Source organism: Streptomyces tibetensis (assembly GCF_040647715.1).
Classification (GTDB): Bacteria; Actinomycetota; Actinomycetes; order Streptomycetales; family Streptomycetaceae; genus Streptomyces; species Streptomyces tibetensis_A.
This window is the reverse complement of the sequence record NZ_JBEZCR010000008.1, coordinates 359,424-373,077: the sequence shown is the minus strand read 5'-3', so window position 1 is coordinate 373,077 and position 13,654 is coordinate 359,424. Positions and strand designations below refer to the sequence as shown.

14 protein-coding genes are annotated in these 13,654 nt (G+C 71.5%); 7 read left to right on the top strand and 7 right to left on the bottom strand.

Annotation, left to right across the window (positions count from 1 at the left end):
• Positions 1–96: 96 nt before the first annotated feature.
• Both AB0B29_RS23275 and AB0B29_RS23270 read right to left on the bottom strand, forming a co-directional pair.
• The gene (locus AB0B29_RS23275; RefSeq protein WP_362242872.1) at positions 97–1,008 is read right to left on the bottom strand and encodes an SCO1860 family LAETG-anchored protein; all 912 of its coding nucleotides are present in this window, start codon (positions 1,006–1,008) and stop codon (positions 97–99) included.
• 186 nt (positions 1,009–1,194) lie between these two features.
• The gene (locus AB0B29_RS23270; RefSeq protein WP_362242869.1) at positions 1,195–2,286 is read right to left on the bottom strand and encodes an amidohydrolase family protein; all 1,092 of its coding nucleotides are present in this window, start codon (positions 2,284–2,286) and stop codon (positions 1,195–1,197) included.
• 134 nt (positions 2,287–2,420) lie between these two features.
• On the opposite strand from AB0B29_RS23270, the gene AB0B29_RS23265 reads away from it, so the two are divergent.
• The 6 genes from AB0B29_RS23265 to thpD all read left to right on the top strand — a co-directional run bounded on the left by AB0B29_RS23265 (position 2,421) and on the right by thpD (position 7,662).
• A complete protein-coding gene (locus AB0B29_RS23265; protein WP_362242867.1) occupies positions 2,421–3,521 on the top strand; it encodes a pyridoxal-phosphate-dependent aminotransferase family protein in 1,101 nt (366 codons plus the stop codon).
• 57 nt (positions 3,522–3,578) lie between these two features.
• Positions 3,579–4,115 carry a DinB family protein gene (locus tag AB0B29_RS23260; RefSeq protein WP_362242865.1) on the top strand — a complete coding sequence of 179 codons (537 nt, stop codon included), beginning with the start codon at positions 3,579–3,581 and terminating at the stop codon, positions 4,113–4,115.
• A gap of 339 nt (positions 4,116–4,454) precedes the next feature.
• On the top strand, positions 4,455–4,961 hold the full coding sequence (ectA, locus tag AB0B29_RS23255) for a diaminobutyrate acetyltransferase (protein ID WP_362242863.1): 507 nt from the start codon (positions 4,455–4,457) through the stop codon (positions 4,959–4,961).
• A 64-nt stretch (positions 4,962–5,025) separates the two neighbouring features.
• Positions 5,026–6,297 carry a diaminobutyrate--2-oxoglutarate transaminase gene (ectB, locus tag AB0B29_RS23250; protein ID WP_362242860.1) on the top strand — a complete coding sequence of 424 codons (1,272 nt, stop codon included), beginning with the start codon at positions 5,026–5,028 and terminating at the stop codon, positions 6,295–6,297.
• A 44-nt stretch (positions 6,298–6,341) separates the two neighbouring features.
• Complete coding sequence (locus AB0B29_RS23245; protein ID WP_053670739.1) at positions 6,342–6,740, top strand: ectoine synthase; 399 nt, start codon at positions 6,342–6,344, stop codon at positions 6,738–6,740.
• Positions 6,741–6,747: 7 nt separating this feature from the next.
• The gene (gene thpD / locus AB0B29_RS23240; protein WP_362242857.1) at positions 6,748–7,662 is read left to right on the top strand and encodes an ectoine hydroxylase; all 915 of its coding nucleotides are present in this window, start codon (positions 6,748–6,750) and stop codon (positions 7,660–7,662) included.
• Between the two features lie 366 nt (positions 7,663–8,028).
• Here thpD and AB0B29_RS23235 read toward each other — a convergent pair whose 3' ends face one another.
• From AB0B29_RS23235 to AB0B29_RS23215, 5 genes are all read right to left on the bottom strand, one after another.
• Positions 8,029–9,081: an aminotransferase class V-fold PLP-dependent enzyme gene (locus tag AB0B29_RS23235; protein WP_362242854.1), complete on the bottom strand. Its 1,053-nt coding sequence runs from the start codon at positions 9,079–9,081 to the stop codon at positions 8,029–8,031.
• Positions 9,082–9,177: 96 nt separating this feature from the next.
• Complete coding sequence (locus AB0B29_RS23230; protein ID WP_362242851.1) at positions 9,178–9,894, bottom strand: DsbA family oxidoreductase; 717 nt, start codon at positions 9,892–9,894, stop codon at positions 9,178–9,180.
• Between the two features lie 73 nt (positions 9,895–9,967).
• The gene (locus AB0B29_RS23225; protein ID WP_362242849.1) at positions 9,968–10,462 is read right to left on the bottom strand and encodes a GNAT family N-acetyltransferase; all 495 of its coding nucleotides are present in this window, start codon (positions 10,460–10,462) and stop codon (positions 9,968–9,970) included.
• Positions 10,463–10,508: 46 nt separating this feature from the next.
• Positions 10,509–11,117: a DUF1349 domain-containing protein gene (locus AB0B29_RS23220; protein WP_362242847.1), complete on the bottom strand. Its 609-nt coding sequence runs from the start codon at positions 11,115–11,117 to the stop codon at positions 10,509–10,511.
• A gap of 99 nt (positions 11,118–11,216) precedes the next feature.
• On the bottom strand, positions 11,217–12,746 hold the full coding sequence (locus AB0B29_RS23215) for an aldehyde dehydrogenase (NADP(+)) (RefSeq protein ID WP_362242844.1): 1,530 nt from the start codon (positions 12,744–12,746) through the stop codon (positions 11,217–11,219).
• Positions 12,747–12,878: 132 nt separating this feature from the next.
• Here AB0B29_RS23215 and AB0B29_RS23210 point away from each other — a divergent pair, with 132 nt between their 5' ends.
• Complete coding sequence (locus AB0B29_RS23210; RefSeq protein WP_362242841.1) at positions 12,879–13,652, top strand: IclR family transcriptional regulator; 774 nt, start codon at positions 12,879–12,881, stop codon at positions 13,650–13,652.
• Positions 13,653–13,654: the final 2 nt, after the last annotated feature.

The following is a 13,654-nucleotide window of genomic DNA, read 5'->3' as shown; positions in this document are numbered from 1 at the left end:
CGCAACAGGCCCCCGGGGCCTAAACCCTGGTTCCTGTGGGCACCTCGGTACCTGTGGTTCCGGCCCCTCCCTGGCACACCGCTCCCGGTGGCGGGGTCAGCCCCGGCGGCGTGCCAGGGCCACCGCTCCCCCGCCTGCCGCGAGCATGACGACCGCGGCGCCCACGAGGTACGGCGTGGTCGAGCCGCCTCCCGTCTCGGCCAGGTCCGCCCCGGCGGGTTCGCCCTGCGGCTTCACGTCGGCGGGCGGCGTGGACGGCTCGGCCGGGGGTCGTGCGGCGGACTCGGGCTGCGGGGTCCTGCAGGTCGCCTCGGCCAGGGTGACCGTGCCGTCGACCTCCGCGACGTTCAGCTTCAGCGGGTCGACGGACACCTTGAGTTCGAGGGCGGTGGCGGCGGCCGTACGAGCGGTGGTCCGGGTGTTCGAGAGGTCCAGGCGCACCTTGCCGACCCCCGGCACCTTGACGTCCGTCGGGCCGCCCGCGGTCAGCGCCACGCGCTTGCCGAGGACGGTCACCGAGCCGGGCAGTCCGGTCGTGGCGAACGGCTTCCTCCCGACCTCGCAGGTGGCCCTGGCCGTGACCTTCTCGACCTCGATCAGCGACAGCATCGGCAGGCCGGGGACGTGGAGGCGGGCGTGGGCCAGGGTGGTGCTGCCCTCGGCCTTGGCGGCGGTCGTCGTGGCTCTCGCCTCGGCCACCTCGGCGCTCAGCACGCTGAAGGGCCGGCCGCCGTCCACCGCGTCGAGGGTGGCCGTCAGCGCGGTCTCGTCGGCGCTGCGCGGGGCCTGGACGTCGTTGAGGGAGACGGCGAGGGGGACGTTCACCGACTTGTTCAGCAGGAAGACGTCCAGGCCGGTGCGCAGCACGGCGGCGCTCGCGCGGCCGTGGTCGCCGGTGGCGTGCGCCGGGCTCACGCCGGTCAGTGCCACGGGCCCGGCGGCGAGGGCCGTGACGGTGGCGACGGTGGCCAGACGGCGGGCGGGCATGCGGAAGGAAGGGCTGTTCACGGTGGGGACTCCAGGAGAGACAGGCTCGGGACCCGGAAAGGATCGCCACACCGCGCACGCGGCGTCAGCGATCTGACGCCGCTTCACTCCAACGTGGCGGGACCGTGGATCCATTCGATTCCCGCGGCACAGGCGTTCCCCGTCCTCACCCTCGGGGGGCACCGCGCGTGACCCCCCGGGGCGGCCCTACCCGACCACGCGCCCGTTCAGCACCACCCGGCGCGGCGACGTCAGCACCCGTACGTCGGCCCGTGGGTCCTCGTCGTAGACGACGAGGTCGGCCGGGGCGCCCTCGTCCAGGCCGGGGCGGCCGAGCCAGGTGCGGGCGGTCCAGGTGCCCGCGGCGAGGGCCTCGACGGGCGGGATGCCGGCGGTGACGAGTTCGCCCACCTCGGCCGCGGCCAGGCCGTGGGCGAGGCCGCCGCCGGCGTCGGTGCCGACGAAGACGGGGATCCCGGCGTCGTAGGCGTTCCGCACGGTGTCGTAGCGGCGTTCGTGGAGCCGGCGCATATGGGCCGACCAGCGGGGGAACTTGCTCTCGCCGCCGTCGGCGAGCTGCGGGAAGGTGGCGATGTTGACCAGGGTCGGGACGATCGCGACGCCGCGTGCGGCGAACAGCGGGATGAGGTCCTCGATCAGGCCCGTCGCGTGTTCGATGCAGTCGATGCCCGCCTCGACGAGGTCCTGGAGGGAGTCCTCCGAGAAGCAGTGCGCGGTCACACGCGCGCCCAGGCGGTGGGCCTCGGCGATGGCCGCCTCGACGGCTTCACGGGGCCAGCAGGCCGACAGGTCGCCGAGGTCGCGGTCGATCCAGTCGCCGACCAGCTTGACCCAGCCGTCGCCGCGGCGGGCCTCCTGGGCGACGTAGGCGACCAGGTCCTCCGGCTCGATCTCCCAGGCGTAGTTGCGGATGTAGCGGCGGGTGCGGGCGATGTGCCGCCCCGCCCGGATGATCTTCGGCAGGTCCTCGCGGTCGTCGATCCAGCGGGTGTCGGAGGGCGATCCGGCGTCCCGGATGAGCAGGGTGCCGGCGTCCCGGTCCGTCAGGGCCTGCTTCTCGGCGACGTCCTCGGGGACCGGGCCGTGCCGGTCGAGTCCGACGTGGCAGTGCGCGTCGACGAGGCCGGGCAGGGCCCAGCCGACGACCGTGCGGACGTCGCGGGCGCCGGCGGGACGGTCGTAGGAGACGCGGCCGTCGACCACCCACAGCTCGTCCCGGACGTCCTCGGGTCCGACGAGCACCCGCCCCTTCACATGCAGCACCACCTGATCGCTCATGCACCGCACCTTAGTGAGCCGGGCGCGGCCGATCGACGGGGGCCGGTGCGGGCGGGACTCGCCGCGCGGGGGGCCGGGGGCGGCCGGTTACCCTCGATGCGGCCGAACCTGCTGTGAGTGAAGAGAGCATTGCCGTGACGCATCCGTTTCTGGACCTGGCCCCGCTCGGCGCGGACCGCTTCGCCGCGATCGAGGACCGTGTGGCGCGGCTGCTGAGCACCGGGCAGGACGTCGTGATCATGCAGGGCGAGGCGCTGCTGCCGCTGGAGGGCGCGATCCGCGCCACGGCCGGCCCGGGCACGACGGCGCTGAACGTCGTCACGGGGCCGTACGGCCAGACCTTCGGCGACTGGCTCCGGGACTGCGGGGCGACGGTGATCGACCTGGCGGTGCCCTTCCACACGGCGGTCACGGCCGAGCAGATCCGGCAGGCCCTCACCGAGCACCCGGAGATCGACTTCGTGTCCCTGGTGCACGCGGAGGCGGCGACCGGCAACACCAACCCGGTCGCGGAGATCGGCGAGGTCGTACGGGCGCACGGGGCGCTGTTCTACCTGGACGCCGTGGCGTCCATCGGGGCCGAGCCGGTGCTGCCGGACGCGTGGGGCGTGGACCTGTGCGTGATCGGTGCGCAGAAGGCGATGGGCGGCCCGGCCGGGGTGTCGGCGGTGTCGGTGAGCGAGCGGGCCTGGGCGCGGATGGCCGCCAACCCGAAGGCGCCGCGCCGGTCGTACCTGTCGCTCCTCGACTGGAAGGAGCGGTGGATCGACGGCGGCCGCAAGGCGCTTCTGCACGCGCCGGCCCAGCTGGAGATGCTGGCGCTGGAGGCCTGCGTGGAGCGGATCGAGGCGGCCGGTCTCGACGTTGTGATGGCGCGGCACGCGGCCGCCGCGGCGGCCACCCGGGCCGGAGCGGTCGCGCTCGGTGGCGGGCTGGAGCCGTACGTGTACGAGGCGCGGGACGCGGCGCCGGTCGCCACGACGCTGCGGGCGCCCTCCCAGGTGGTGGCGTCGGAGCTGGTCCGCCGGGCGCTGGAGGCGGATCCGGCGGTGCCGCTCGCCGCCGGCGGGGGTGCGCTGGCCAAGGAGATGATCCGGGTCAACCACTACGGCGCGGACGCGACGCCGGGGGCGGTGCGGGCGAGTCTGGCGGCCCTGGGCGCGGCACTGTCCGAGCAGGGTCTGCCGGTGGACGTGGAGGGCGCGCTGCGGGCCGCCGAGGAGTCATGGCGGTAGCCGTCGGCGGGGACGCGCCGGGGCACCGTTGTCGGCGCCCCGTGCCATGCTCCCCGTATGACCACCGACACATCCCCTGACACCCCGACCCTCCCCGACGGCCGCCCCGTTCCCCGCCTCACGGGCGACGAGCGGGCCATGCTCGAGAGCTGGCTGGACTTCCACCGGGCCACGCTGGAGCTGAAGTGCGCGGGGCTGGACGACGCGCAGGTGCGGATCGCCGCGGCCGAGCCGTCCTCGCTGACCCTGCTCGGGCTGGTGCAGCACCTCGCCGAGGTCGAGCGGAACTGGTTCCAGCGGGTGGCCGGCGGGCTCGCCGTACCGCCGCTGTTCGAGGACGCGACCGGTTACACGCTGGATCCGGCGCGTGGGCTGGACGAGGCGCTCGGGATCTGGCGGCGCGAGATCGCGCGGGGGCGGGAGCTGTGCGCCGGGCTGCCGCTGGACCACATCGGGCGGGTGGCCGAGGGGCCGGCGCCCGGGATGGAGGTCAGCCTGCGCTGGGTGCTCATCCACATGATCGAGGAGTACGCGCGGCACAACGGTCACGCCGATCTCCTGCGGGAACGCATCGACGGAGTGACCGGGGCCTGAATTGCACGTGCATTCCGCGACATCCCACATGTAAGCTGGCACACAATTAAGAATTTCCTCCAGGAAAGCTTCCCGTATTCTTCTGCCCGCTTTTCCCGGTCCTAAACGCGCAGATTTCGAGGACACTTGGAGGGGAAATTCAGGCAGACCTCGCGAGGCTTACACGGTTGTGACGCGTTACACATCGTGACCGCTTTGCCCGGGATTAACCGGACAATACCGGGCATCTCACCGCCTCTGCACGTGATCCCTCGCGCTCGCGTGATAACACAGACGAGGTCCATATGTAACCCCGATCGGCGATGCAATTTTGAATTTCGCTGGGTAAGTTCAATTTGCATGACCGCCGTACAAGCAGATCCGCAAATCGACCGCCCCACCGTGGCCGACGGAGCCGCACTCTGGCGGATGGCGAAGGACTCCAAGGTTCTCGACCTGAACTCGTCCTACAGCTATCTGCTGTGGTGCCGCGACTTTGCCGCGACTTCGGCCGTCGCCCGTGACGAGCAGGGCGAGCCGATGGGTTTCATCACCGGGTACGTGCGGCCGGACAGCCCGCGCACCCTGCTGGTGTGGCAGGTGGCGGTGGACGAGGCCCACCGCGGGCGCGGACTGGCCGCCGCGCTGCTCGACGGCCTGGTCGCGCGGACCGTGGCCGACCTCGGGGTGACGACGGTGGAGACCACCATCACCCCGGGCAACACCGCCTCGGAGCGTCTGTTCACATCGTTCGCCGAGCGTCACGGCGCGCGGCTGGAGCGCGAGGTGCTGTTCGACACGGCCGTGTTCCCCGACGGGCCGCACGACCCCGAGGTCCTGTACCGCATCGGACCGCTGTCCCACTGAGACTTCCCGCCCCACCCCACTCCCGTCCCACAGACTTCCCCCACGTACCGAGGAGCGATTCGTCGTGACCATCACCCAGCCCGACCTGAGCGTCTTCGAGACCGTCGAGTCCGAGGTGCGCAGCTACTGCCGCGGCTGGCCCACCGTCTTCGACCGTGCGGTGGGCAGCCGCATGTACGACGAGGACGGCCATGAGTACCTCGACTTCTTCGCCGGAGCCGGGTCACTGAACTACGGGCACAACAACCCGGTCCTGAAACGCGCGCTGATCGACTACCTGGAGCGCGACGGCGTCACGCACGGGCTCGACATGTCGACCACGGCCAAGCGCACGTTCCTGGAGGCCTTCCAGAACCTGCTGCTGCGCCCGCGCGACCTGCCGTACAAGGTCATGTTCCCGGGCCCGACCGGCACCAACGCCGTGGAGGCCGCGCTGAAGCTGGCGCGGAAGGTGAAGGGGCGCGAGTCGATCGTGTCGTTCACCAACGCCTTCCACGGCATGTCGCTGGGCTCGCTGGCCGTGACCGGCAACGCCTTCAAGCGGGCCGGTGCCGGTATCCCGCTGGTGCACGGCACCCCCATGCCGTTCGACAACTACTTCGACGGCACCGTCGAGGACTTCCTGTGGTTCGAGCGGCTGCTGGAGGACCAGGGCTCGGGCCTCAACAAGCCCGCCGCCGTGATCGTCGAGACCGTGCAGGGCGAGGGCGGCATCAACGTGGCCCGTCCCGAGTGGCTGCGCGCCCTGTCCGAGCTGTGCGAGCGGCAGGACATGCTGCTGATCGTCGACGACATCCAGATGGGCTGCGGCCGTACCGGCGCGTTCTTCTCCTTCGAGGAGGCGGGCATCGTGCCGGACATCGTCACCGTCTCCAAGTCGATCAGCGGTTACGGCCTGCCCATGTCGCTGTGCCTGTTCAAGCCCGAGCTCGACGTCTGGGAGCCCGGCGAGCACAACGGCACGTTCCGCGGCAACAACCCCGCGTTCGTCACGGCCGCCGCGACCCTGGAGACCTACTGGGCCGACGGTTCCGCGATGGAGAAGCAGACCCGCAAGCGCGGCGAGCAGGTCGAGCAGGCGCTGATCTCCATCACCGAGGAGAACCTGGCCGACGTGAAGGAGTACCGGGGCCGCGGCCTGGTGTGGGGCCTGGAGTTCCACGACAAGGAGCGCGCGAACAAGGTCGCCAAGCGCGCCTTCGAGCTCGGACTGCTCATCGAGACGTCCGGCCCCGAGAGCGAGGTCGTCAAGATGCTCCCCGCGCTCACCATCACGCCCGAGGAACTGGACGAGGGCCTGAGCACACTGGCCCGTGCCGTCCGCGAGACCGCCTGACACCGAACCGAGAGCACCACCCACCTAGGAGGCATCGCAGCACCGTGATTGTCCGTTCGTTCAAGGAGATCGAAGGTACCGACCGGCACGTGAAGGCGGCGTCCGGTACGTGGGAGAGCAAGCGCATCGTCCTCGCCAAGGAGAAGGTCGGCTTCTCCCTGCACGAGACGGTCCTCTACGCGGGTACGGAGACGTCGATGTGGTACGCGAACCACATCGAGGCCGTCGTCTGCGTGGAGGGCGAGGCCGAGCTGACCGACCACGAGACCGGGCTGACCCACACGATCACGCCCGGCACGATGTACCTCCTGGACGGGCACGAGAGGCACACGCTGCGGGTCAAGCAGGACTTCCGCTGCCTCTGCGTGTTCAACCCGCCCGTGACCGGACGGGAGGACCACGACGAGAACGGCGTCTACCCGCTGCTCACCGAGGAGGTGTGACGTTTCCATGACCGCCACCACCGACACGACCACCACCGCCGGTATCCCCGACCTGTACCCCACCCGCGGTACCAGCGAGGTGGCCACCCCGCGGCAGGACCCGGTCGTCTGGGGCGCGCCCGACGCGCCCGGGCCGATCGTGCCCGGCGACCTGCTGTCCTTCGAGCGCGACGGCTTCCTCGCCATCGACGAGCTCATCAGCGAGGACGAGGTCGCCGTCTACCGCAACGAGCTGAACCGGCTGGTGAACGACCCGGACATGCGGGCCGACGAGCGGTCGATCGTCGAGCCGAAGTCCAAGGAGATCCGCACGGTCTTCGAAGTGCACAAGATCAGCGAGGTGTTCGCCCGGCTGGTCCGCGACGAGCGGGTCGTCGGTCGGGCACGGCAGATCCTCGGCTCGGACGTGTACGTCCACCAGTCGCGGATCAACGTCAAGCCGGGGTTCGGCGCCAGTGGCTTCTACTGGCACTCGGACTTCGAGACGTGGCACGCCGAGGACGGTCTGCCGCGGATGCGCACGGTGTCGGTCTCGATCGCGCTGACCGAGAACTACGACACCAACGGCGGACTCATGATCATGCCGGGGTCGCACAAGACGTTCCTCGGGTGTGCGGGTGAGACGCCGAAGGACAACTACAAGAAGTCGCTGCAGATGCAGGACGCGGGCACGCCGTCGGACGAGGCGCTGACCCAGATGGCAACGCAGCACGGCATCAAGCTGTTCACTGGCAAGGCCGGTTCGGCGACCTGGTTCGACTGCAACGCCATGCACGGTTCCGGCGACAACATCACGCCGTTCCCGCGCAGCAACGTGTTCATCGTGTTCAACAGCGTGGAGAACACGGCGGTGGAACCCTTCGCCGCCCCGGTCCGGCGCCCGGAGTTCATCGGCGCGCGGGACTTCACGCCGGTGCAGTGACGGGCGTCCCCCCCGGCCGGGGGTCCGGGGGTTGCCCCCGGACAAGCACAGCATCGGCGCGCGGGACTTCACGCCGGTGCAGTGACGGGCGTCCCCCCGGCCGGGGGTCCGGGGGTTGCCCCCGGACAAGCACAGCATCGGCGCGCGGGACTTCACGCCGGTGCAGTGACGGGCGTCCCCCCCGGCCGGGGGTCCGGGGGTTGCCCCCGGACAAGCACAGCATCGGCGCGCGGGACTTCACGCCGGTGCAGTGACGGGCGTCTGCGGTGACGGGTGAAGTGACCGCGGACAGCGGTGACGTGACCGGGTGACAGAGCTGCCGGGTGGGGCCTCCTCGTGTGGGACGGGAGGCCCCACCCGGTTTTTTCATGCCGTCAGGGCGTCCAGGAGCCGGTCGACGTCCGCCGCGGTGTTGTAGAGGTGGAACGCCGCCCGCAGGTTCCCGGCCCGGTCGGAGACCTCGATGCCCGCCCGGCTCAGCTCACCCTGCCGCCGGCCGAGCCCCGGCACCGACACGATCGCCGAGCCCGGCGCGGCGATCGGCTCGTGGCCCAGCTCCGCGAGCCCGGCACGGAAGCGGTCCGCGAGGCCGGCATCGTGGGCGTGCACGACGTCGACACCGATCTCCTCCAGCAGTTCCAGGGACGCGCGCAGTCCCGCGTAGGTGAAGAGGGCGGGGCTGATGTCGAACCGCCGCGCGGAGTGGGCGAGTTCCTCGACGGGCCCGTAGCAGCTGTCCCAGGGGCGTTCCCCGGCGACCCAGCCGGCGAGCAGCGGTGTGAGGCCGCCGAAGTCCCGCGGGGCGACGAAGAACGCGGCCCCGTGCGGGCCCATGAGCCACTTGAAGCCGACGGCGGCGAGGAAGTCGTCGGCATCGGCCTCCATCGGCAGCCAGCCGGCCGACTGGGAGGCGTCGACGTAGGTGCGGGCGCCGTGCGCCCGGGCCGCCTCGCGCACCGCGGGCAGGTCGGCGAGACGGCCGTCGGCGGACTGCGCGGCGCTGACCGCGACGAGCGCGGTGCCGGGACGGACGGACTCGGCGACCCGCTCCAGGGGCACGGCGCGCACCTTGAGGTCGCCGCGCGCGTGGAACGGGTTCACCAGGGAGGAGAAGTCGGCCTCCGCCGTGAGGACTTCTGCACCGGCGGGCAGCGACGCGGCGATCAGCCCGCCGTACTCGGCCACCGAGGCACCGGTGGCGACCCGCTCGGCCGGAACACCGGCCAGCCGGGCGAAGGACGCGCGGGCGGCCTCCACGTCCTCGTACAGGGGCCCCAGGGGCGTGCCCTCGGCACGCATCCGCACCGCCCGCTGCACGGCGTCGACGGTCCGGGCGGGCAGCAGCCCGTTGCTCGCGGTGTTGAGATAGGTCTGCTTCGGGGTGAACTCGGCACGGACGAGGTTCTCGAAGGTCTCCATGGGTCCACTCTGCGTCCCCTGGATCTCCCCGTCCATTGCCGATTTCTGCGTGATGCCGCTAAGGAGCGCTTATGGGTGTGCTCCGACCTGGGCGTTTCAGTGCTGGGGCACGGCACAGCCGTCCGGGCCGCAGGCGTCCGCGTCCGCGCCGCCGTCCACGATCTTCAGGGGCGTGTGCTCGCCGTACGCCTGGGTCAGTGCCCGGGTGAAGACCTCGGCAGGCTGGGCGCCGGAGACGCCGTACTTCCGGTCGAGCACGAAGAAGGGCACGCCGTTCGCCCCGAGCTGCGCCGCCTCGCGCTCGTCGGCGCGGACCTCGTCGGCGTAGGCGTCCGGGTCGGCGAGCACCGCGCGCACGGCCTCGGCGTCCAGCCCGGCGGCCGCGGCGAGCTCCACCAGCCGCTCGTCGTCGTTGAAGACGGAGCGCTCCTCGGCGAAGTTGGCCCGGTAGAGCAGGTCGAGCAGTTGCTCCTGGCGGCCTTGTTCCTTGGCGAGGTGCAGCAGGCGGTGCATGTCGAAGGTGCTGCCGTGGTCGCGGCCGCGGGTGCGGTAGTCGAGGCCTTCGGCGGCGGCCTGGGCCCCGAGGTTGTCCTCGCCGGCCTCGGCCTGCGCGGCACTCATCCCGTACTTCTTGGTGAGCATCGTGATCACGGGCTGGATGTCGTCCTTGGCGCGGCCGGGGTCCAGCTCGAAGGAGCGGTGCACCACCTCGACGTCGTCGCGGTGCGGGAAGTCCCGCAGCGCCTTGTCGAAGCGGGCCTTGCCCACGTAGCACCAGGGGCAGGCGATGTCGCTCCAGATCTCGACGCGCATGTCTCGGCTCTCTCCAGGTCGTACGATACGGAGACTCCCTCCGCCGGATGGATGAACGTTCAAGCAGCAGGGTTCATTCCCCGGGCAGGGCGAGCCGCATCCGCAGGTGGTGAGCGCCCGGCTCGACCGGCTCCGGGATCCATCCCTGCCGCCGGTAGAACCCCTGGGCCCGCCGGTTGTCGACGTGCACCTCCAGGAGGGCCGTCCGCCTGCCGTCGGCCCGCCACTCCGCCACGCAGGCCGCGTGCAGCGCACTGCCGACTCCCTGGCGCCAGCGGTCCGGGTCGACGTGGAACTGGAACAGCTTCACCTCGTCCGCCGGGGCGTCCTCGGGCGTACGGAAGGAGGCGAGGCCGACCATGTGCCCCGCCTCCACGACGCACAGCACCCGCCCGTCCGGCCGGGTGAGGGCGCCACGCCAGGCCTCCGCCCAGTCGGTACCGTCCTGCGGCAGCCCGTCGGGGTAGTACGTGGCCCGGGCCCGGGCGTGCAGCGCGACGACGTCCGCCAGCTCGGCGGGCAGGACGGTACGGATCACACGGCCTGAGGTCACTCGGTCCTTGATCATGGAACCGATGACGTGCTCGCGCCCGGGAACGGTTCCCCGCCCTGCCTCAGCTGCCGTCGCGCAGGTCGTCCGGCCAGCTCGGCCTGAACTCGATGTGGTCGTACGTGACCACGCAGCCCTCCCCCATCGGGGACTGGGTCATGAAGCCGACCAGGGCGGCGCCGGTCTCCTTCTCGTCGCCGAGGGTGAACAGCCGGACGAACGTCCAGCGTTCACCGTCGCGGGACGCGTGGAAGGCGAAGGCGCGGCCGGTTCGGCTCACCCGGAGCCAGACGGAACTGCCGTCCACGGCGAAGGAGTTGGCGTCGTCGGAGCGCCCCCGGGTCACCACCGTGCAGACGGTGGGCACGTCCGGGGAGTACTCCAGGCAGAGCTTGGCCCAGGCCCGCTCCCCCACGTGGACGTAGAGCACCCCGGCGTCGAAGGCCGCGCCGAACCCGACGGTGACCTTGGCGATCAGCTGGAAGTCCCCCTCGGGCGCCCCGAGCAGCCGGGGCGCGTCGGAAGCGGGGTCCAGCCCTTCACCGGTGGGCGGCACGAACCGATCCTGCCGCGCCCCGGCCCACCCGGTGAGCACGCCGTCCTCGTAGGACCAGTGGGCTTCGGGCCCATACGTGCGCAAGCCGAAAGGAAGTTCGGGAAGTTCCAGATCCATTCGACCAAGTCTTCCAGCTCCGCCCCCAAGGGGCGCGGGGAACTGCGCAATCAGCCCCGACGGGCCCGCAGCCCGCAGTCCCCCGGCACCTCCAGGGCGCTAACGCTCCAAACGCCCGTTGAACCGCCGCGGCAGCCCCAAGGGGTTCTCGTCCCGCAGCTCCTGCGGCAGCAACGCCTCGGGGGCGTTCTGATAAGCGACAGGCCGCATCCACCGCTCGATCGCCGTCCCACCCACCGACGTGGACGTCGACGTCGTCGCCGGGTACGGCCCACCGTGGTGCTGGGCGGGAGCGACGGCAACCCCGGTCGGCCAGCCATTGACCAGCACGCGCCCCGCCAGCGGCGTCAGCTCCGCGAGGATCTCGGCGCCGCGCCCCTGCCCGGCTGCCTCCTCCTCGGACAGCTGCACCGTCGCCGTGAGGTTGCCCGGCAGCCGCGACAGCACCGCCTTGACCTCGGCCTCGTCCTCGTAGCGGGCCACCACGGTGACCGGCCCGAAGCACTCCTCCAGCAGCAGGTCGTGTTCGCCCTCCTCGGCCAGCCTGCTCGCCGGCACCGTGAGGAAGCCCGCGCTGACCGTGTGCTCGCCGCCCGCGCCCGGGGTGACCGGGGAGTCGACGTCGGGCAGTTCGGCCCGCTCGGCGACACCGGCCACGAAGTTGTCGCGCATGCGGTGGTCGAGCAGCACCCCGGCGTCGGTGTCGCTGACGGCGTCCGTCAGGGACTTCAGCAGGGCGTCGCCCGCGGCTCCGGAAGGCGCGAGGACGAGGCCCGGCTTCACACAGAACTGGCCGACGCCCAGCGTCATGGAACCGGCGAGACCGGTGCCGATCGCCTCGGCCCGCTCGGCCGCCGCGGCCTCGGTGACGACGACCGGGTTCAGCGAGCCCAGTTCACCGTGGAAGGGGATCGGCACGGGGCGGGCCGCCGCCGCGTCGAAGAGCGCACGGCCACCGCGCACGGAGCCGGTGAAGCCGGCCGCCGCTACCAGCGGGTGCTTGATCAGCTCGATGCCCGCCTCGAAGCCGTGGACCAGGCCCACGACGCCCTCGGGGATGTCGTGGCGGGCGGCGGCGCGACGCAGCACCTTGGCGACGTACTCGGACAGGGCCGGGTGGTCCGGGTGGGACTTGACGACGACCGGGCAGCCGGCCGCGAGGGCGCTCGCGGTGTCGCCGCCCGCGACCGAGAAGGCGAAGGGGAAGTTCGAGGCCGAGTAGACGGCGACGACGCCCAGCGCCACCTTGTAACGGCGCAGGTCCGGGATGGGCGGGGTCGCGGTGTCGTCGGGGTGGTTGATGACGACGTCGAGGAAGGCGCCCTCGTCGACGATGTCGGCGAAGGCCCGCAGCTGGTAGCAGGTACGGGCGAGCTCGCCGGTCAGCCGGACCGGGCCGAGCGCGGTCTCGGCGTCGGCGGTCTCGACGAGGGACTCCTCGGCCGCCTTGAGCTCGTCGGCGGCGGTGCGCAAGAAGGCCGCGCGGACCGTGCGGTCGGCCAGGGCGCCCCGGGCCTCGTGCGCGGCGCGGACCGCGGCGTCCACCTCCTGGGCTGTGGCCTCCACCGCAACCTGTTCACGCTGCTTCCCGGTTCGGGGGTCGACACTCCAGACTGGTGCTGCTGCCACCGCGGGTCCCTCCACACATGTAATGCCGCAGTACTGGGTCATCCACCAGGGACGTTCGATATACTGAACGCTGTCTCTGATGATGAATATGCTGTGGAGACTATTTCCCGGCCAACGAAGGGGTCAAGGGCGATGTCGGCTGGCGAGACGGGCGGCGGGGCACAGGTCAAGTCCGCGGTGCGAACGGTTGAACTGCTCGAATACTTCGCCGGACGCCCCGGCATGCACTCCCTCGCGGCGGTCCAGGAGGCCGTCGGATACCCCAAGTCCAGCCTCTACATGTTGTTGCGCACCCTGGTCGAGCTGGGCTGGGTGGAGACCGACGCGACGGGCACGCGGTACGGCATCGGGGTGCGGGCCCTGCTGGTGGGCACGTCGTACATCGACGGTGACGAGGTCGTCGCCGCGGCCCGCCCGACGCTGGACCGGCTCTCGGACGACACGACCGAGACGATCCACCTCGCCCGTCTCGACGGCACGAACGTCGTCTATCTGGCCACCCGCCAGTCGCAGCACTACCTGCGCCCCTTCACCCGCGTCGGCCGCCGGCTGCCCGCGCACTCCACGTCCCTCGGCAAGGCGCTGCTGAGCACGTACTCGGACGAGCAGATCCGCAAGCTGCTCCCGGAGTCGCTGCCCGCGCTGACCGAGCACACGATCACCGACCGCGAGAAGCTCATCGAGGAGCTGCGTCAGGTGCGGGAGCAGGGCTTCGCCGTGGACCGCGAGGAGAACACGCTGGGGCTGCGCTGCTTCGGCGTGGCGATCCCGTACCGCACCCCGGCGCGGGACGCGATCAGCTGCTCGGTCCCGGTGGCGCGGCTGACCCCGGCGCACGAGCAGCTGGTGAAGGACGCGCTCTTCGACGCGAGGGACCGGCTGACACTGGCCACCCGTAGGCTCTGAGA